The 18,520-nt window shown below is 44.7% G+C and carries 18 protein-coding genes and 1 other annotated feature; of the genes, 10 read left to right on the top strand and 8 right to left on the bottom strand.

Going from position 1 to position 18,520, the window contains the following annotated elements; translation table 11 throughout:
• Positions 1 to 396 precede the first annotated feature (396 nt).
• Complete coding sequence (locus MHI52_RS18250) at positions 397 to 579, top strand: YjfB family protein (RefSeq protein ID WP_405157413.1); 183 nt, start codon at positions 397 to 399, stop codon at positions 577 to 579.
• A gap of 131 nt (positions 580 to 710) precedes the next feature.
• Here MHI52_RS18250 and MHI52_RS18245 read toward each other — a convergent pair whose 3' ends face one another.
• The 5 genes from MHI52_RS18245 to MHI52_RS18225 all read right to left on the bottom strand — a co-directional run bounded on the left by MHI52_RS18245 (position 711) and on the right by MHI52_RS18225 (position 6,283).
• A complete protein-coding gene (locus tag MHI52_RS18245) occupies positions 711 to 1,448 on the bottom strand; it encodes an HAD family hydrolase (RefSeq protein WP_405157412.1) in 738 nt (245 codons plus the stop codon).
• 70 nt (positions 1,449 to 1,518) lie between these two features.
• Positions 1,519 to 2,568, bottom strand: a complete 1,050-nt coding sequence (locus MHI52_RS18240; protein WP_405157411.1) for a zinc-binding dehydrogenase — start codon at positions 2,566 to 2,568, stop codon at positions 1,519 to 1,521.
• Between the two features lie 202 nt (positions 2,569 to 2,770).
• Positions 2,771 to 4,009 carry an aspartate aminotransferase family protein gene (locus tag MHI52_RS18235; protein WP_405157410.1) on the bottom strand — a complete coding sequence of 413 codons (1,239 nt, stop codon included), beginning with the start codon at positions 4,007 to 4,009 and terminating at the stop codon, positions 2,771 to 2,773.
• Between the two features lie 90 nt (positions 4,010 to 4,099).
• Positions 4,100 to 5,308: an MFS transporter gene (locus MHI52_RS18230; protein ID WP_405157409.1), complete on the bottom strand. Its 1,209-nt coding sequence runs from the start codon at positions 5,306 to 5,308 to the stop codon at positions 4,100 to 4,102.
• A gap of 342 nt (positions 5,309 to 5,650) precedes the next feature.
• Positions 5,651 to 6,283, bottom strand: a complete 633-nt coding sequence (locus MHI52_RS18225) for a hypothetical protein (protein ID WP_405157408.1) — start codon at positions 6,281 to 6,283, stop codon at positions 5,651 to 5,653.
• A gap of 204 nt (positions 6,284 to 6,487) precedes the next feature.
• Here MHI52_RS18225 and MHI52_RS18220 point away from each other — a divergent pair, with 204 nt between their 5' ends.
• Positions 6,488 to 7,189, top strand: a complete 702-nt coding sequence (locus MHI52_RS18220) for a pseudouridine synthase (RefSeq protein ID WP_405157407.1) — start codon at positions 6,488 to 6,490, stop codon at positions 7,187 to 7,189.
• A 70-nt stretch (positions 7,190 to 7,259) separates the two neighbouring features.
• On the opposite strand, the gene MHI52_RS18215 is transcribed toward MHI52_RS18220, so the two are convergent.
• From MHI52_RS18215 to MHI52_RS18205, 3 genes are all read right to left on the bottom strand, one after another.
• A complete protein-coding gene (locus MHI52_RS18215) occupies positions 7,260 to 8,198 on the bottom strand; it encodes a DMT family transporter (protein ID WP_405157406.1) in 939 nt (312 codons plus the stop codon).
• Positions 8,195 to 9,046 carry an AraC family ligand binding domain-containing protein gene (locus tag MHI52_RS18210; protein WP_405157405.1) on the bottom strand — a complete coding sequence of 284 codons (852 nt, stop codon included), beginning with the start codon at positions 9,044 to 9,046 and terminating at the stop codon, positions 8,195 to 8,197. The genes MHI52_RS18215 and MHI52_RS18210 overlap by 4 nt, the downstream gene beginning before the upstream one ends.
• Before the next feature lie 225 nt (positions 9,047 to 9,271).
• A complete protein-coding gene (locus MHI52_RS18205; protein WP_405157404.1) occupies positions 9,272 to 10,387 on the bottom strand; it encodes an NADH:flavin oxidoreductase in 1,116 nt (371 codons plus the stop codon).
• A gap of 223 nt (positions 10,388 to 10,610) precedes the next feature.
• Here MHI52_RS18205 and MHI52_RS18200 point away from each other — a divergent pair, with 223 nt between their 5' ends.
• From MHI52_RS18200 to tyrS, 8 genes are all read left to right on the top strand, one after another.
• The gene (locus MHI52_RS18200) at positions 10,611 to 11,192 is read left to right on the top strand and encodes a TetR/AcrR family transcriptional regulator (RefSeq protein ID WP_405157403.1); all 582 of its coding nucleotides are present in this window, start codon (positions 10,611 to 10,613) and stop codon (positions 11,190 to 11,192) included.
• A 54-nt stretch (positions 11,193 to 11,246) separates the two neighbouring features.
• Positions 11,247 to 11,546, top strand: a complete 300-nt coding sequence (locus MHI52_RS18195; RefSeq protein WP_036613530.1) for a Dabb family protein — start codon at positions 11,247 to 11,249, stop codon at positions 11,544 to 11,546.
• A 46-nt stretch (positions 11,547 to 11,592) separates the two neighbouring features.
• Positions 11,593 to 12,372 (top strand): NRDE family protein, encoded by a 780-nt coding sequence (locus MHI52_RS18190; protein WP_405157402.1) that lies wholly within the window; start codon positions 11,593 to 11,595, stop codon positions 12,370 to 12,372.
• Positions 12,373 to 12,685: 313 nt separating this feature from the next.
• Positions 12,686 to 14,002 (top strand): nucleobase:cation symporter-2 family protein, encoded by a 1,317-nt coding sequence (locus MHI52_RS18185; protein ID WP_405157401.1) that lies wholly within the window; start codon positions 12,686 to 12,688, stop codon positions 14,000 to 14,002.
• A gap of 313 nt (positions 14,003 to 14,315) precedes the next feature.
• On the top strand, positions 14,316 to 15,785 hold the full coding sequence (locus MHI52_RS18180) for a protein adenylyltransferase SelO (RefSeq protein ID WP_405157400.1): 1,470 nt from the start codon (positions 14,316 to 14,318) through the stop codon (positions 15,783 to 15,785).
• 95 nt (positions 15,786 to 15,880) lie between these two features.
• Positions 15,881 to 16,324 (top strand): Imm63 family immunity protein, encoded by a 444-nt coding sequence (locus tag MHI52_RS18175; protein ID WP_405157399.1) that lies wholly within the window; start codon positions 15,881 to 15,883, stop codon positions 16,322 to 16,324.
• A 20-nt stretch (positions 16,325 to 16,344) separates the two neighbouring features.
• On the top strand, positions 16,345 to 16,794 hold the full coding sequence (locus MHI52_RS18170) for a DUF4375 domain-containing protein (protein ID WP_036613537.1): 450 nt from the start codon (positions 16,345 to 16,347) through the stop codon (positions 16,792 to 16,794).
• Positions 16,795 to 16,892: 98 nt separating this feature from the next.
• Positions 16,893 to 17,120 (top strand) — a binding site (T-box leader).
• A 116-nt stretch (positions 17,121 to 17,236) separates the two neighbouring features.
• Entirely contained in the window at positions 17,237 to 18,499 is a 1,263-nt protein-coding gene (gene tyrS / locus MHI52_RS18165) for a tyrosine--tRNA ligase (RefSeq protein ID WP_036672932.1), read from the top strand.
• The last annotated feature ends 21 nt before the right edge of the window (positions 18,500 to 18,520 follow it).

The raw sequence follows: 18,520 nt of genomic DNA, 5'->3' as shown, positions 1-18,520 counted from the left end.
GGTAGATTCGATGTGAATGGCAAACTTAAACGAACCTCAGTAACGTTATTTCATCATATCAGGGTGTCAGAACCTAAAAAACAACCCAATCGACGAAATAATGTCTCTGTGATTCGTTACACCACAGACCTGTGCAAATCTGAGCGAATAGCGTGTGCCAGGTTCATTAGAATAAAATAACTTTAATAAGGGATGTCCTCAGTCATGCTCATGACTTATGGCATCCCCTTTTTATGCTCCGTTAATGATGATAGCTGGAAAATTACTGTAGATGGAGAAATAAAGCTTCTGACGTGGTCGGATCAACATTTTGATCGACCTTTTAACAATTCCTCCCTTCTGACCGATATATAATAAGTACATCTATGTAATCAGAAAGTGAAAGGAGTGCAGAACATGGATATTGCAGCATTATCAATGGCGATGAGCCAAGCTTCAGTAGTGCAGTCGGCAAGCTTGCAAGTGATGTCGATTACAAAAGACATGGCACAGCAGCAAGGCCAGCAAATGGCAGAAATGTTGAAGTCAGTGCCTGCTCCTCATCCCAATCTGGGTAGAAGTCTCGATCTTTCGGTTTAGTTGAAATTACAGCATGTGTTCTTATGTAACACCCATTGCAGCAAGCAAAACCCAAACAGCTCCAATTCAAATGAATTGAAGCCGTTTGGGTTGTTTTTTTTCTAAATCCTCATTCCGAAATTACGATCTTCTCAGCGAAACTTTGACAAACTTGGCAATCTGCTTTCAAAGGCCAGTGTGTCCTTCAATGTCCATAACTCATCGTAACTGGAAATCTGAAGATCGGCTTTGGACAAGTCCTGATTGCCTGATCCCGGATTACGATATCCGATGCAGCGCATGCCTGCACTTTTGGCGGCCTGAACACCATTGCGCGAGTCCTCGATCACCAGACAATTCGAAGGGGATGCACCAATCATCTCAGCTGTGGTCAGGAAAATATCTGGTGCCGGCTTGCCGTTTGTAACTTCCTCACCTGTCATTCGCACCTCAAAGTATTGTCCAAGACCGGTCTTGTCCATGATCAGATCAATCAGTGCACGTGGAGAGGAAGAAGCAACGGCTATGGGTACGTGTTGCTCATGCAGCCAGCTTGACCAGCGTTCTACGGAAGGCATTGCCGTTAAGTTGGGATGGGCGAGCATCGTTTGCATCACATTATGCTGATGATAAGCAAATATTTCTTCCAGCGTAGCTGTCAGCTGATGTTTGTCCAATACTTGCTGCCACATGGATTCCAGCGTAACCCCAACATAGGAATGATGTTCTTCATCAGTCACCCTGGCTCCAAAATGGGTAAATGAGCTGCGCTCAATCTCGAAATAAATCGGTTCGCTGTCAATCAGTACACCATCCATGTCAAAAATGACTGCTTGAATGATATCATCGTTGGGCGCTCCCAGTCCGTTAGATTCTTTGTTTACTGCCATGTTGTATTCCTCCTCCAGGATTTGTATACATATATCTCTAATGTAATCCATTCATGGTTAACCTTCCACTTTAGAAACTGGAACCGCTGGATTGCAGCACAACTTTAATGGCATGTGAAGAGGATTGAAGTGTGCGTCCCTGAATATCGCAGCCAAGTGTGCGGAATGCCTCTTCGTAATCCTCCAACGGGAAGGAGTGGGTGATGATTTTTTTTGCCGGAATAATCCCTTGTTCAATCATATAATGTGCGGTAGCGAATGTCCCCAGAGAATCGATGGAACCAATAATTTTCAGACTGCGGTCCACAACTTCCTTGGGATTGAAGGATGTGTTTCCATCTCTCAGACCAACCAGCATCAGGTAACCGCCGCTGGCGAGTTGGGAAAGTACTTGTGTGCCCACAACGCCCGTTGTATCAACGATCATATCGACCTGCTGGGTTGCGGGTGACAGTGATTCTATTGCATTTTCGAAGGATGAATGAACTTCCCAACGATCAGGTGCAATGGAACCGGCAATGGCTAAGCGTTCTTCGGAGATGTCGACCAGACAGCCGGTAACTCCTTTGGAAGCGAGCGCGTAGCTGTACAGAATGCCAATCGGGCCTGCGCCGAGGATGATTGTTCTGAAATTCGGCAGTAAATGAATCTGATTAATCCCGGTCAGCATACAGCTGAGTGGTTCCGTCAAAGTTGCTTCTTCATAGCTCACATGGTCCTTCAATTTGTACAAAAAACGATCCTCGGTCACATAATAATCTGTAAATGTTCCGTCAGCACTCACACCTGTCTCGGTAACAGACTTATGTGTGCAATGATTTTGTCTGCCTGTTCTGCACATGTCACACTGTCCGCAATAGTAGGTAGGATCGATCACAACACGGTCGCCCGGTTGTAATGTCGTTACCGCAGAGCCAACATCAATGACTTCCCCGGCAGACTCATGACCGAGAATGACAGAAGGAACTGCATGATATTTGCCGCTGACAATACCGAGATCGGTACCACATACACCTGTCGCCCGAATACGAACCAACACCTGATTATCTCTTGTAATTTCCGGGACAGGCCGATCCTCAAGCGCCACATCCCAAGCCGATTTGTATACCAATGCAAGCATGTTATAACCTCCTTATAGTAATAAAAATTGTATTTCAGATTACACGATAACGAAGAGAACAGAACAAACATGTAGAAGCGGAGCGTTCGCCTTTATCAACGGGTTTTTCCCTTGAGAAAGGGGAATCAAAAAAATCCGGGGATAACAGCGATCGAAAGGTTGTTCTGTTTGCGTAGTGTTCGAGTGTAATATGAATTACTCACTAATTAACGCTGGCGAGCACTGAATCCAGCCGCTCTACAATCTCAACCAGTTCGTCTTCGGTTGTGGTAAGGGAAGGCCGAACCTTAACAACGTTGCCGAAGCCATATCTTGAACTTCTCAAGATTAGATGCTCATCTGTAAAAGCGCGGTCAACAATGGCATTGGTTTTGAGCGTATCCGGTTCATTATCGTCACCTACGATCTCCAACCCCCACATTAATCCGACACCACGAGCTTCACCGATACTTGGGTATTTCATAGCCAATTCATGCAGCAACTCACCCGAAATTTCACCTTTGCGTTTCACCGCATCCAGAAACCCGGGTTCGGATACCACTTCCAAGGTGGATTTGGCAGCAGTTACGGAGATCAGATTGCTTCCTGAGGTGAAGGAGTGTTCGTGCTTTTCGAGCACATTCAACCGGGATTGCATTAATACCGCAGCAACAGGTACGCCGATCCCGCCAAGACCTTTTGCAAGGGTAATCATATCAGGCTGGATATCAAACAGTTCGCTGGCAAACATGGTTCCGGTACGACCGATTCCGGTCTGCACTTCGTCGGCAATGAGAATAATATTGTACTCATCACACAGTTTACGCAGTCGTTTGAAATATCCGGCAGGAGGAATGATATTGCCGCCATTCCCGAGAATAGGTTCGATAATCATGCAGGCAACTGAGCCAGAACTTGCATATTCTATTGCATCAGATATAGCTTCAACGCATTGATAGTCGCAGTCTCCATTTGAGGATTTGAATGGGCAGCGATAACAGTATGGGGCAGGTACATGGACAGCGTTAGCCACAGCCGAATTGGGGAAGCGTTTCCGCCGGAAGGCATTCCCCGAAATACCGGTGGCAAATTGGGTCTGCCCATGATGGGACAGATACAAGCTGATGATGTCTGTTGATTCGGTATACTTCTGTGCAATTTTGGTTGCACATTCGTTGGCAGTTGAACCAGTGATATCCCGCATCCATCCGGCATTAATGTCGTTTGGAGCATATTCGATTAAGTGATCAAGTACTTCATTTACGTACGGTTCAGTGAAGGAGGAAGACATATGCGTCAGATTGCCGACTTGTTCCTGAATTTTGCTGACAACATGTGGGTGATTATAGCCCAGTGACAGATTGAATGTTCCCGACACGCCATCCAGGTATTCAACACCTGAATCGTCAATCAACTTAATCCCTTTTCCGGCTATGAAGCGGTTGTTGGTTAAAGTTTGCATACGATTTCCTCCAATATAATGGTGTACTAGCTCGAACGAAGCTCAACAATTCCGGATGATGCGGGCATCACCTCCCTTAAGAAACGATGTTTACATTTCCTTGCTATGTTGTGCGAGAGCAGCACGTACTGCATTATTTTTTACAGTCCATAGATGAGAGACCATCAAAGTAACAAGCAGGATCAGACAGAATCCGGCCAAAATCCAGATTGTATTCACGACAGGCCCTGTACTCATACTCCATCCAGTCACATACTGCAAGATGGCACCTCCAATACCACCCGATGCGATCAGGATACTGGTTGTCCGCTCGGTCATACCGGGAATCAGAACATTTGCATAGACCAGTGCGATACAGAACAGCCCTGACATGAACAGACCGGTTCCGAAGATGAGTACATACGTTGCCCACTGTCCAGTTACAAATACCATAGCGACCGTAAACAAAAGCGTGCCAACCGTGCTCCAGATCAGGAATGGCATATAGTTGACGGCTTCCGCTATTTTCCCGGAGAAAAGACGACCGATGATCATCGCAATCCACAGGATGGAGACACTCAGTGATGCGACAGATTCCTGAAGGTGCAGTCGTTCTACGAGTATGGAGGGCAGGAAGTTCATCAATCCCAATTCCAATCCCATGTAGATGAAAAAGAAGATGACGAAGATTGTCAGCAGACCCAGATGTTTTCTCGAATATTGAGCTTTACCTGCTTCATGTGCCACTGTATTCTCGCCAGCCTGTTCCAGATACAGTGCGGCTGGCCGGGGCATAGTGATCCACAGCAGCATAAGAACCAGTGACAACACGGCCACCGTATAAAAAGTAAGATGCCACAGATCCATCCAGATAAATAAAGCAGCGACAGCCGGGATGAGAAGTGCTCCAAGAGCAAAGAAAACATCCAGCTTGGACATGGCGACCGCCTTTTGATTCTCAGTGAATTCGATCGTGAATGCACCTACAGAGGGTTCGATGATACCTGAACCGAAACCTACGATAATTGTGAGAAGAAGAACTACAGACCAGGATGGCAGAAAACCGAGTAATGTATAGGCGGCTACAATACAGATCAGAGCAAGGGTCAGCATCGCTTTTCTTCCGATACGGGCTGTCAGGGCAGGAGCTGCGATTACACCGACAAGAAATCCAAGAAACTGCAGAAATAACAAAAATCCGCCATCACTGTAACCGCGCTCATAATGTGACAATAAAACAGGGAGAAGTGCACCGAGCACAACGCTGGTTATGCCGATTAACAGATAAAAACCGCAGCTTAGAGCGAATATCCTTTTCAAAAGCCCGCCTCCTAGTTGGATAAAAATTTTATATTATGTAATTAATGTTTATTTCATATATAACTTATACCATAAATGCACAAATGTACATGCTTTTTTTGTAAAATAATGTTAATTTTTAAAGGTTGGAAATATTTATTGTGTTATATTTTTTTCTAAAACGATTTCTTGTCGAAAGGGTAGATATGATTCAATTCATATGACCTTTTAACAGGGTTTGGCATCTGTATTGATCGAGAATAGTAAAACGTACATATACAAAAAAACGTTCCCTGTCTGAGTAGACGGGAAACGTTCTGATAGCCTTTTTTTATGATGATACCTGACCTCAACCTATCGCCATTAAGCAGTCTGTACAAAGAAAATTCCATCGAATGGTGCGTGAGCAGACGCGGGACCCTTTCGCAAAAATAAATAACCATTTGCATCGGGAAGACCCAATATATCCCGATAAGGCTCAGGAAAATCTCCGGAATATATTTGACACACCAGTTGATGTTCCTCTAGCAAATGGTCAATTCCTTTCACACCGTTTGGTACAGTGGGAGAGAAAAATGAAAATGCAGGGAACTCCTGATCGTCTAACTCCATCTCAATTAAACGTACGCCGCTTAACGGAATGGGTGGAACGGGACATACGGAAGTGAGTGGACGCGAAGATACCGAGACATAAGTACATCCGGCAACAATATTCTCGTTCCATTCCAGTTCATCTCCCGTATAGGTTACCTGATCCAGAAAATATTCGGAGGCGGAGTAGGTCGAGAAGACCGAGATATATTTATCTTGTGGTAAAGAAGGGATATGGACCTGCTGTGAAAGTGTATTGCAATTGATGGAGAACAGATGTAATAAAGGCTGCCCCTCAGGGTTGAGCGGCCAGTCGGAAACGTACGCAGTTTCTCCACCAATCCACATGCCAGAGTCTTGGTTTGGATCATCGGGGTCAACTGTAAATCGAGTAACTTTGTACATGAGAAACTCCTTCCAGAGTGTAATTTGGCTTTCCTATGTAACGTTGTATGTGTTTTTATATAACAATTTATTGCTTCGTTTCAGTATAAATGAGATGATGTGGAATGAAAATCAGTACAAGGTACTAACTCATTGCATGAAGCGAATGAACGTACCAGCACTCTAAGCACCAGTGGCAATACTATAGATGAGAAGCGGTGACACATGTTAATTAACAAATACATAAGTGAAACGGGATTCTGCTCCCGCAGGGAAACGAACCGTTTAATTGCGGCCGGACGAATAACGATTAATGGCAGGGTATGTGAAAAAGGGGCCGAAGTTGAACCTCACGATGTGGTGCTCATTGATGGCAAGGAGATTCCTCGTAATGACAGCGAACCTGTCTACATTGCTCTGAACAAACCCATCGGTATTGTCTGCACAGCAGCAGCACATGTGGAGGGGAACATCATTCAATATATGAATTATCCTTCTCGCATATTTGCGATAGGCAGGCTGGATAAGGCATCTGAGGGGTTGATTTTGCTTACGAATGACGGAGGCATTGTGAACAAGATGATGCGTTCGGAGCATAATCATGATAAAGAATATGTAGTGACTGTAGACAAACCCATAACTGACGAATTCGTAAAGTCCATGTCTGATGGCGTTGAAATTATGGACGTGGTGACCAAGCCCTGCGAAGTGTATAGGCAAAGTGACAATGTATTTCGTATTATTCTGACACAAGGTCTCAATCTGCAGATCCGCAGAATGTGCAAAGCCTTAGGGTACCGAGTCCTCAAGCTGGAGCGTGTACGAATTATGAATATTACGCTGGATCAACTCGAGCGGGGGCAATGGCGTCATCTGGAACAAGAGGAACTGGAGATTCTGCTGTCTCAATTAATTGAGATAAAATGAATGATTTCTGCGCATGTCAATGGTGGTCAACCACGATGTCCAGTTATATCAGTGAAAAATGAAGCAAACACTAACCCCTATGCGGATTAGTGTTTTTGTTGTTATGCTTGTGTCCTTTTTGTTCTGAAATGTAAGAGCCAAATAGAGTTAAGAACGCACCGAGTACAATCACCCAGGTTATCTGCTCTTGAAGAATCAGTGCAGATGACACAACAGTAATGACAGGCACCAGATAGATATATACACTCGTTTTGATAGCTCCGAGGAGATTTACGGCCCGGTTCCAGGTCACGAAACACAACGCGGAGGCACCCAGACCGAGGTAGAGAATATTGGAGAGATTGGTCATGTTCGTGAAGCGTCCGAGTTCCCAATGGAATTCAAACAAGAATAGAACTGGTAGCATGAAGATCAGGCCATAGAAGAACACCTTGCGGGTCGCACCAATGGTGTGATAACGAAGCACGCCAATTTTTCGCATTAGCACAGAGTAGATCGCCCATACCGCAGGTGCTATGAAAGCAAGCAGATCACCTATCGGATTCAGTTGCAGAATGAAACTGCCGTTCAGTGCGATGAGTAGGATGCCGCTCAAAGCAATCCCGAATCCGATAATGAAGCGGCGAGTGAACTTCTCACCATCTAAGAAGAAGTGTGCGAGCACGGCAGTGAAGAATGGGGCAATGGAAACAATAACCCCCACGTTGGAAGCTGTTGTGTACACCAGAGCAATATTTTCAATAAGAAAATATAACGTCACCCCACATAGTCCTGCTCCAATAAATAACCATTCTTCTCTGAATGAGGCGATCCGCAGTGAACGTGGATAGATCAATAATAGTACCAAATATCCGATCAGGAAACGGAAAAATAGAATCTCCACTGGAGTAAAGTCAATCAGCAGAACTTTGGTCGAGACAAACGTAGTTCCCCAGATCAGTATAGTAAACAAAGCGAGTAGATGTCCGGTAGAGGCTTTAGTGTTCTGATGACCAAGATGACTTGTCATATGATGTTAGTGGTGGCTCGTTTCAACTCGGAATCATGATTGAAGATACGTCTATATTGCTTGGGTGTCAGGCCAATCAGTTTTTTGAAAAAATTCGTGAAATGGCTCTGGTCACTGAATCCTGTCTGTGCAGCTACTTCAATCGGCAGCAGACCTTGTTCCAGCAGACGTTTGGCTTGATTAATGCGAATCGTCTCCAGATAACGGTAAGGTGATATCCCTTTCTGGCGCGTGAATAAACGCAGCAGGTGGTATTTACTCATCTCCGTCAAGTCGGCTAACTCGTTCAGCGAGATGCTTTCCATGTAATGAGCTTCTATGTAATCACATATGCGTCTGATCTCTGTGGTCACATCCTGTGTGGAAACAGGTGGTTCAGCGTCCGAATAATCTCGCAGCAATTGATCCAGTAGTAAGAGTAACAATTCTTCTTTGCAGAAATCCGATTGCTCTTCCAGAATCATCTGATGCAGCTCGTGCAGGGAACCCACAAGTTCACTCTGGTAGAGAACGGGGGATGTAAACCGTGGCAAGTAAGCTTGTCCAGTAATCTCTCTCGCATACTCTCGCATAACCTCAGGCTGGACGTTGATACAGCGATAATCGAGGGTTCTGCCATCGACCTGTTCGCAGGCATGAGGATCATGTGGATTAAAGACAATCATATCTCCGCTATTCAGAATGTATTCTTCGTTGTTGCAGACGAGGTGACGCTTGCCTTGTTCAATGAATCCAATGACATAATAGTCATGAAAATGATTGGGAAACTTCTGCATAATGCCTTCAAATTGATAAGCTTCTAGCTGTAGATCGGTATCAAATACGACAGTCCGGACTTCCTGAGTCATGATGCACCTTCTTTCTGGTATGTTAAAGTCATTATAGGTTGCAAAGAAGGAATTTTCTTGAACGATATTGCTATTGATCGAAGTGTTTGAACGGACAGATATCTATAAAAACAAAATACCCGCAATCCCGGAGGGAAAGCGAGCCCTTTGCTTAGTATAGTGGATTCATGAATTCAAGCCTATATATAGGGGAGAAAAAATCTCTGGAACAATAAGGTATTGTTCTTAGTTTAACGTAGCGAGTGCTTCAGGTGTAAAAGCCTGTATCTCGGATACGCGTCCTTCGCGTACTTTGGCAGCCCATGCTGGATCACCAAGGAGTGCACGTCCCACAGCTACCAGATCAAATTCCTGTTGTTCATATCGCTTCATAAGTTCGCCCATACCTGGATGTGTTGTTTTATCTGCTCCAGCTTCAGGCTCATCTGGCATACCCACAGAACCGACTGTAATAGTGGTTTGACCACTCAGTTTTCTTACCCAACCTGCAAATCCAAGATCAGATCCCTCGAACTCGGGCTCCCAGAAGCGTCGTGTCGAGCAGTGGAAGATATCTACACCTGCGTCAACTAACAAACGAAGGAATTGTTCCAATTGTTCGGGGGTGTCGAACAGTCTGGCTTGATAATCATTCATCTTCCATTGGGAAACCCGCATCGCAATAGGAAAATCAGGACCTACCGCAGCACGAACTGCCATTACAAGTTCAACTGCGAATTGAGTTCGTTTTTGAAGGTCACCACCATAGCGGTCTGTTCTCCTATTCGTTGTTTTCCAGAAAAACTGATCGATCAGAAAACCGTGTGCACCGTGAAGCTCAACTCCGTCAAAACCAATGTTTTGTGCATTGGCTGCTGCATCTGCATAAGCTTGAATCACAGTTACGATCTCCACCTCAGTCATTGGCTCACCTACTTGAGTACCTTCCATATCAACTCCCGATGGACTAAGAGATTCAGCTTCCGGGTGTGGGTTAGATCCTGAAGGACGAACGATTCCCATGTGTAAAATCTGCGGAAAAATCTTGCCGCCGGCTTCATGGACTTGTTCGACCACTTCAGCCCAGCCTTGAAGAGCTGCTTCTCCATACATATGAGGGATTCTAGGCTCACTTGATGCAGATGGATGCTCAATGGTCGCACCTTCGGTAATAATGAGTCCAACACCATGCTCTGCACGCCGACGATAATATGCGGCTACGTCTGGGCCAGGGACACCGTCCGGGGAAAAAGCACGAGCCATGGGGGACATGACGATGCGTGAGGACAGGGTAAGCTTTGAAACAGTGTATGGTTGAAACAAACGCTCTGTAGAAATAATGTTATATTGTGGATTACTCAAAATATACACCTCCATTATGTTGTACCTCTCAGTGGGTACGAGTGCAATGTTAACAAGGTCTATAGGCATGCTCAACCAACAATCGGAGCATTTTGTTGCTTAAGCGAAAGACACGGATTATTGTATGGTGTCTTTGCACTTACTTTCACTTGTTGAACAAATAACACTTATCTATAATGAAGGAGTCTAACCAAATATTTTGTGTACAAAGGAGGATTGGGGCATGTCTGGTGTATTGTCTCCAAACTCGAATGATCCGCGTGTAATCCGCACGCGTCAATTAATCCTTGATGCGTTTTTAAACCAATTAAATCTTAAAAATTTCAACAGCATTACGATTCAAAACATTACGGAACAAGCCACAATTAACAGGGCTACATTTTACGCCCATTTTCAGGATAAATATGCACTGCTTGAAGCCTTGTTATCGGATGCTTTTATGGAATATGTAACAAAAAGGGTGGACCCGGATGCCCGGTTATCAGCCGAAACCATACAGCAACTTATATTTTCATTATGTGATTATCACGTCTCAAGTAATGGTTGCATCAAAAAATATGAGACAGTTGCACCCATTATTGAAGAAAATATCAAGACACAGCTGGAGCAATTCCTTCTTGAATTAATGAGCAAAGTAGCGGGGGATATAGATCCAAAAACGCTGAAAATTACTGCAACCATGCTGAGCTGGTCAATCTATGGCATGACATATCGATGGAATATTGAAGGCGGGCAGGAATCCCCGGCTGAATTAGCCAACAGAGTCGTACCCTATATGATGGGTGGATTGGAATTGTTGAATTAACTTCATTTAACGAAATTGCATGACTATTCGAATGGACATGGGAGGAATAACAAGATGTTTGAACATTTGGTTGTTTTTAAATTTAACGATAAAACCACACTAGCCAAACAGCAGGAATGGGTGGATCAATTACTCGCGTTACAGGAACAAATCCCGGGGATTGTTGCGCTGACCGCAGGGATCAATGCAACAGAAGAAACGGACCGTATCCAAGGTTACACGATTGGCTTGCGAGTGACGTTTGAAGATCAGGAGGCATTGCGCGCCTATGGTCCACATCCTGCTCATCAGGCATTTGTAGCTTCCCTGGATGGTTGGGTGGAAGATGTAATTGTAGTTGATTATGCCATTTAAAGGCGCGAAATCAGAGGTTTAACGAATATAGGAGTTGAAGATTCCCATGTGTTTAATTTTATTTGCTTACAACATGCATCCAAAGTATCTGCTTATATTGGGATCAAATAGGGATGAATTCTATCATAGACCTACGGCTCAAGCACACTATTGGGAAGATCATCCTCATATATTGGCTGGCCGGGATTTGTCGAAAATGGGAACCTGGATGGGCGTAACCGCAGGTGGACGTCTGGCTGCTGTTACGAATTATCGGGATCCAAATGAAGAGATACATGCCAAGGGCTCAAGAGGAGATCTGGTTGCTGATTTTTTAAAGGGAACGTCCACACCTGAGCAATATATGCAACACGCGGAGAGAAGTCGCAATGATTATCCTGGCTACAATTTGTTAGTAGGTGATCCTGAAGACCTCTATTATTATTCTAATGTGGGTAATGTTGTGATGAAGTTGAAACCTGGAATATACGGGATTAGTAATCATTTGATTAATACAGATTGGCCCAAGGTGAAACGTGGGAAAGAAGGGCTGGAGAAAATCATCCAAGGGGAGGACGAAGCAACCCTGACAGAACAAATATTAGGTTTGCTGCAAATGGCAGACCCTTCAGTGGATGAGCTTTTACCCCATACAGGTGTTCCATTGGAATGGGAACGTTTGCTTTCTCCCATCTTTGTTAGAAGTGAGAAATTCGACTATGGGACCAGAGCTTCATCCGTTGTTCTGATGAACAGAGAAGAAGTGTCTTTTACGGAGAGGGTTCACCAGAACGGAGAGGTAATGGAGCAACATTTTAACATCAAGCCTCTTAACTCGACAAGCTGAAAATATGAAATAAATGATGTTCAAACATTATGCATTAACATGAATCAATGAAGTTAAATTCAAAGTTCATGTTTCATTGCTTCTGAGTGTAAAGAATTGTTTGAATTTTCCGCGTCAACTAATATAACACAATATAAACGGTTTGAGAGTACCTTTTGTATAACACGCCCAATTTTAGTTGGACTCTTTATCTCTTATCACAATTCTATGTTATGAATCATGGAACTTCCCTGAATAGTTTATATAATGTGAATCAACATAACATGATTTTGCAACGGTTCTGTTGATTCTAATTTCAGGGGGGCAACGTGGGATGAAAGAAACCAAAAAGATGAGAGTTTTTTCACTGGGGATTCAGCACGTACTCGCGATGTATGCGGGAGCAATTCTGGTGCCTTTGCTTGTGGGCAGAGCACTAAATCTGACTGCAGAGCAGTTGGCGTATCTGGTATCCATTGACCTGTTAACGTGTGGGATTGCAACATGGCTTCAGGCTCGGAAAGGGAAGTACTTGGGTATAGGTTTGCCAGCGGTGCTCGGGAGCTCTTTTGTAGCGGTGACACCCATGATTGCGATTGGATCGCAATACGGAATTCCTGCCATATATGGGTCGATCATCGCAGCCGGGTTATTTATCGTCATCTTTGCCGTATTTTTCAGCAAAATCGTCAAATTGTTTCCGCCAGTTGTGATCGGTACAGTGGTAACCATCATCGGTCTTGCGCTAATCCCAACCGGCATTAAAAACATGGCGGGTGGAGCAAACAGCGAGAATTTCGGAAGTTTGGATAATTTAGCGCTTTCATTTGGTGTATTACTGTTCATTCTAATCCTGAATCGATATGCTCGCGGTTTTGTAAAATCCCTGGCTGTTCTCCTTGGTATTATCGTGGGGACCCTCATCGCAGCCATCATGGGAAAAGTGAATTTTGCCTCTGTACAGGAAGCCTCCTGGTTCCATTTACCTCAACCCTTTTACTTTGGATGGCCTACCTTTGAAATCGGCCCAATCATTACAATGATTATTGTAGGTACGGTGGTTATCATCGAATCTACAGGTGTATTTATGGCTTTGAGCAAAATCTGTGATCAACCGATCAACGAACAAGATCTGGCACGGGGATATCGCGCAGAAGGTCTTGCGTTTGTCCTCGGCGGCATCTTTAATGCTTTTCCATATAATACATTTGCTCAGAATGTTGGTTTGGTTCAGCTCTCCAAAGTGAAAACGACCAATGTTGTTGTTGCAGCCGGAGGTATCCTGGTCTTTCTGGGACTCATTCCGAAGGTGGCTGCTTTTGCAACCATTATTCCAAGTGCTGTCCTCGGAGGAGCGACTGTTGTCCTGTTTGGAATGGTCGTCTCATCCGGGATCAAAATGTTGCAAAACGTCGACTTTGGCAAACAATCCAATCTATTGATCGTGGCTTGCTCCGTTTCACTCGGGCTCGGTGTTACTGCTGTACCCGATCTGTTTGCCCAGCTTCCTCAAAGTATTCGGATTATTGTGAGCGATGGTATTATCACAGGAAGCCTGTCAGCCATCCTGCTTAATGTCTTCTTTAACCTCGCTTTGAAAAAAGGGAGCTTACCAGTACAGCCTGTACAGGCTCAGGAATCACATACGTAATCCTTGTAATAACAGACGTGTCATCTATAGTAGTAAGTGGAATGGATCCAAGATGGTTTTCTGGGAAGTGGAATGCAAGAGAATGATTCCGCTTGGCAAAGAAACCTCTTGGATTTTTTGGTGCTTACGATTCATGAGGAATGCAAAAGACATGCAAATATGCTAAAGTTTCATCAAGAACATTTAATATGTTCGTTTAAGTCAACAACCTCTTGAATTGAATTTCCATGCGACTACATAAATGAGCATTGGTTCACAAGGCTACAATATAACCAAGGGATATCCCTGGTGCAGAAAAGGAGTTGTGATCACCATGCAACAAGAAACGTTGAACAAAGGGTGGAACTTGGAGAATAGTTATGCGCAGTTACCGCAACCCTTTTTTACAAGTCAGGGCGCAGTGCCTGTTGAATCACCAAAGCTGATTATTTTCAATAGACTGCTTGCATCCAGCTTGGGTCTGGATGTGGAGTCTCTTGACAGTGATGAAGGAGCGCAAATTTTTGCAGGTAATTCGATCCCGGAAGGAGCCGAGCCTTTGGCTCAGGCCTATGCAGGACATCAATTCGGCAATTTTAACATGCTTGGAGATGGACGAGCTTTGCTGTTGGGTGAACAGATTACGCCACAGGGCGAGCGAGTGGATATCCAGCTGAAAGGTTCAGGGAGAACACCGTACTCTCGTGGAGGAGATGGACGTGCTGCTGTTGGGCCCATGTTGCGAGAGTATATTATTAGTGAAGCGATGTATGCACTGGGGATTCCAACGACACGCAGTCTGGCTGTGGTATCAACAGGAGAAAACATTATCCGCGAAACAGAGCGGCCGGGTGCTATTTTAACCCGGGTGGCTTCCAGTCATATCCGTGTAGCAACCTTCCAGTATGCAGCCAGATGGGGGTCTATCGACGATCTCCGGGCATTGGCTGAGTATACGTTGCATCGACATTTTCCTGATGTTGCTCAAGCTGAGAATCGCTATCTTCTGCTCCTTCAGGAAGTGATTAAACGGCAGGCGGCACTCGTTGCCCAGTGGCAACGTGTTGGTTTCATTCATGGCGTGATGAACACGGATAACATGGCGATCAGTGGTGAGACCATCGATTATGGTCCGTGTGCCTTTATGGATGCTTACAATCCTTCGACCGTATTCAGCTCCATTGACAGGCAAGGTCGCTATGCTTATGGTAATCAACCGTATATTGCCGGGTGGAATTTGGCTCGTTTTGCCGAGACGCTTCTGCCGTTGTTGCATGAAGATGAAGAACAGGCCGTGCAACTCGCTCAGGATGCTATCGCACAATTTTCTGAATTGTACCATCATCATTGGCTCCAGGGAATGCGTGCCAAACTGGGTTTGTTGGATGAAGAGTCCGAAGATGAAGCATTGATCAAGGAGCTTCTTGAACTCATGGAGAAGCATAGTGCAGATTACACCAATACGTTCCTGGCATTGACCTTTGATAGGTTGGAAGGGACAGCTTTGTTTGGCACGCCAGAATTTGCTGAATGGCATGAGCGGTGGCAAGCAAGATTGGACAGACAGCAAGGGGCGAAAAAAGTCTCTCAGGAGTTGATGAGAACAAGGAATCCAGCGGTCATTCCCCGAAATCATCGGGTCGAGGAAGCCCTTGAGCAAGCGGAGAATCACGGAGACCTTAGCGTGATGGAGAAGCTTTTGGCAGTTCTTTCAGATCCGTTTGCACACTCACCTGAACAGGCTGAATATGCCGAACTACCTGCACAATGTAATACTTCGTATCAGACTTTTTGTGGGACCTGATTGAACAGTAGTAATAAATATGAAGAGGCTGCCTTGGGCAGCTTTTTCATTTTTCATTCTTTCATCGACGTTACTTTATAGAGGCAGGTGCATTCATGTACAACATGTTAAGCAAACAACAATTGGCAGACATCCTTTTACAGCTTTTAGAGCGTACATCTTTCCCTAGGGAACAGATGCAGAACTATGTTAACCGCTTGTTTGAGACCTTTAAATGGGATGGGGTGCCTTATGTAGAGAGTAGAAAAGATACGTATATCGTTCGAATATACGAACGTGGTCTCGTCTCATTGGAGAAACGGGTGAAACAGCCGGATGAAGTCATCTATTGGTTGCTGGAAGATATTATTTTCACCGCGACGCATGTAGGGTTGTTGGAAAGACATGGCGTGGATAATAAAGAGACGCATTTGAACTATACAAATGAAGTGATGAAGGACCTGAACAGGGGTGTCCTGGAAGCCTTCCAGCAGATCGGTGATCCGTATTTACATTGGCATCAGACGGGTAAACGTCAGGAGTTAGAGGGCATGGCATAAAGAAAAGTGAGGTGTGTTACATGAGCGAGCAAGATATTAATGACGTATGGTATGACTATGCTGTGTTATTTGTCGAAAAAAAGAATGAATCTGAACAGGGCTGGGCATCGTTGACTTCGAACGAGCAGGACATTGCAGCTTTATGGCTGTTAGAGGCGGATGTCTTTAACGGCGGTTTTATACAGTTTTTCTGTAACTGGGGGGAAGAGGTATACCGTTATGCGTTGCGGGCATTACATATCATTGATGCGACTCAAGTCGTGGAGATTATAACGTCAGCATACGGCTGCATTGAGCACTTGAAAGAGGATGAAAGGCTTACCGAACTGTGGGATATTCCTAAATTCCTGACAAAGGCACAAGAGCAGCAGTTAGATGCGCTGGATCAGCAGTTTTGGAACAATGAGGATCAGATCGCGGAGAAAGCCTATGGTTATTATCACGGAAAATTGAACATGATGATCATATAATCTGGTTTCAACTATGCATCCGTTGTTCTGTTCGAAGATTAATACTTGGTCTTGCAATGACTGAAACGTTCGGCTATACTTGCTATAAATTGAATACATGAATCACGTTGATAGAGCGCAGTAGCGGCTTTGTCCCTGTTACAGAAAGTCAGGGGTTGATGGAACCTGATACATACAAGGGCTGCGAATTACACTCTGGAGTACTTGGGTAATGCCAAGCGGATGGGCAAACGATATATTGCCAAAAGTGGTATGGATAATGTGTTAAGGTCACGTGTTGTCCATGCAATTTGGGTGGTACCACGGTTATGATAATCGTCCCTGTGTCTAATGAAGACAAGGAGGCGATTTTTTTGTGTCCAAAAAAGCCGTTCCAGCGTGTAGTTTCGTAATTTAACGTTGATCATGACTGAATCTTGAGGATAGAAAAGGGGTTATACACATGAATATTATTGATGAACTACAGTGGCGTGACGCCATTAACCAGCAGACAGATGCAGAGGGACTGCGTGAGTTGACTGAAACCAAATCAATCTCATTGTACTGCGGCGTTGACCCTACGGGGGATAGCATGCATATCGGACATCTCATTCCATTCATGATGCTGAAACGTTTTCAACTGGCAGGACACCGTCCGGTTATTTTGATTGGTGGAGCTACAGGTACGATTGGTGATCCAAGTGGTCGGCAGGCAGAACGTTCTTTGCAAACGATGGAGCAAGTGCAGGAGAATGTGGATGCACTGACAGCGCAGATGAAGAAGTTGTTCGTAACAGACGGTGATAATCAGGTTCGCATGGTCAACAACTATGATTGGACGCACAAAATCAATGTGATTGAATTCTTGCGTGACTACGGCAAAAACTTTAACCTTAACACAATGTTGGCTAAGGATGTGGTTGCGAGCAGACTGGAAGGCGGAATCTCGTTCACCGAGTTTTCCTACCAGATCCTTCAATCACTCGACTACCTGCACCTGTTCCAGAACGAAGATGTACAGCTTCAAATCGGTGGTTCGGATCAATGGGGTAACATCACAAGTGGTCTCGATCTGATTCGTAAAAAAGAAGGATCTGAAGCGAAGGCGTACGGTCTGACCATTCCACTCATGCTCAAATCTGACGGTACGAAATTTGGTAAAACAGCTGGCGGCGCAATCTGGCTTGACCCGAACAAAACAACACCATTTGAGTTCTACCAGTTCTGGGCGAATACAGATGACCGTGATGTCATTAAATACTTGAAATACTTTACTTTCCTCAGCAAAGAACAAATCGAAGCTTTGGCTGAAAAGGTAGAGACAGAGCCGCACAGACGTGAAGCACAGAAAGCACTCGCGGAAGAAATGACAAAATTCGTTCACGGCGAAGAAATGCTCGAACAGGCTAAACGTATTACAGCGGCGCTGTTCAGTGGTGATATCCGTTCCCTGACAGCAGATGAAATCGAGCAGGGTTTCAAGGAAATGCCAACATTCGAAACGGACGGGGAAGCGAAAAATATCGTCGACTGGCTCGTAGATCTGGGGTTGGAGCCATCCAAACGCCAGGCGCGTGAGGATGTCACTAAAGGCGCTATCTCCATGAACGGTGAGAAAATCACGGAGCTTGAATTCACAGTGTCGGCAGAGCATGCCATTGGCGGTAAATTCATTATTATCCGTAAAGGTAAGAAGAACTACAGCCTGGTTAAACTTCAATCGTAGTTTCCAAGAATTAGAACGTAA

This window comes from Paenibacillus sp. FSL H8-0283 (assembly GCF_045040675.1).
GTDB classification, from domain to species: domain Bacteria; phylum Bacillota; class Bacilli; order Paenibacillales; family Paenibacillaceae; genus Paenibacillus; species Paenibacillus amylolyticus.
This window is presented reverse-complemented; position numbering and strand designations above follow the sequence as displayed.

Excerpts from the sequence above, each read along its gene's own strand:
- MHI52_RS18250 (WP_405157413.1), top strand. The coding sequence starts at position 397 with ATGGATATTGCAGCATTATCAATGGCGATGAGCCAAGCTTCAGTAGTG.
- MHI52_RS18245 (WP_405157412.1), bottom strand. The coding sequence starts at position 1,448 with ATGGCAGTAAACAAAGAATCTAACGGACTGGGAGCGCCCAACGATGAT.
- MHI52_RS18240 (WP_405157411.1), bottom strand. The coding sequence starts at position 2,568 with ATGCTTGCATTGGTATACAAATCGGCTTGGGATGTGGCGCTTGAGGAT.
- MHI52_RS18235 (WP_405157410.1), bottom strand. The coding sequence starts at position 4,009 with ATGCAAACTTTAACCAACAACCGCTTCATAGCCGGAAAAGGGATTAAG.
- MHI52_RS18225 (WP_405157408.1), bottom strand. The coding sequence starts at position 6,283 with ATGTACAAAGTTACTCGATTTACAGTTGACCCCGATGATCCAAACCAA.
- MHI52_RS18220 (WP_405157407.1), top strand. The coding sequence starts at position 6,488 with ATGTTAATTAACAAATACATAAGTGAAACGGGATTCTGCTCCCGCAGG.
- MHI52_RS18215 (WP_405157406.1), bottom strand. The coding sequence starts at position 8,198 with ATGACAAGTCATCTTGGTCATCAGAACACTAAAGCCTCTACCGGACAT.
- MHI52_RS18210 (WP_405157405.1), bottom strand. The coding sequence starts at position 9,046 with ATGACTCAGGAAGTCCGGACTGTCGTATTTGATACCGATCTACAGCTA.
- MHI52_RS18200 (WP_405157403.1), top strand. The coding sequence starts at position 10,611 with ATGTCTGGTGTATTGTCTCCAAACTCGAATGATCCGCGTGTAATCCGC.
- MHI52_RS18195 (WP_036613530.1), top strand. The coding sequence starts at position 11,247 with ATGTTTGAACATTTGGTTGTTTTTAAATTTAACGATAAAACCACACTA.
- MHI52_RS18190 (WP_405157402.1), top strand. The coding sequence starts at position 11,593 with ATGTGTTTAATTTTATTTGCTTACAACATGCATCCAAAGTATCTGCTT.
- MHI52_RS18185 (WP_405157401.1), top strand. The coding sequence starts at position 12,686 with ATGAAAGAAACCAAAAAGATGAGAGTTTTTTCACTGGGGATTCAGCAC.
- MHI52_RS18180 (WP_405157400.1), top strand. The coding sequence starts at position 14,316 with ATGCAACAAGAAACGTTGAACAAAGGGTGGAACTTGGAGAATAGTTAT.
- MHI52_RS18175 (WP_405157399.1), top strand. The coding sequence starts at position 15,881 with ATGTACAACATGTTAAGCAAACAACAATTGGCAGACATCCTTTTACAG.
- MHI52_RS18170 (WP_036613537.1), top strand. The coding sequence starts at position 16,345 with ATGAGCGAGCAAGATATTAATGACGTATGGTATGACTATGCTGTGTTA.
- tyrS (WP_036672932.1), top strand. The coding sequence starts at position 17,237 with ATGAATATTATTGATGAACTACAGTGGCGTGACGCCATTAACCAGCAG.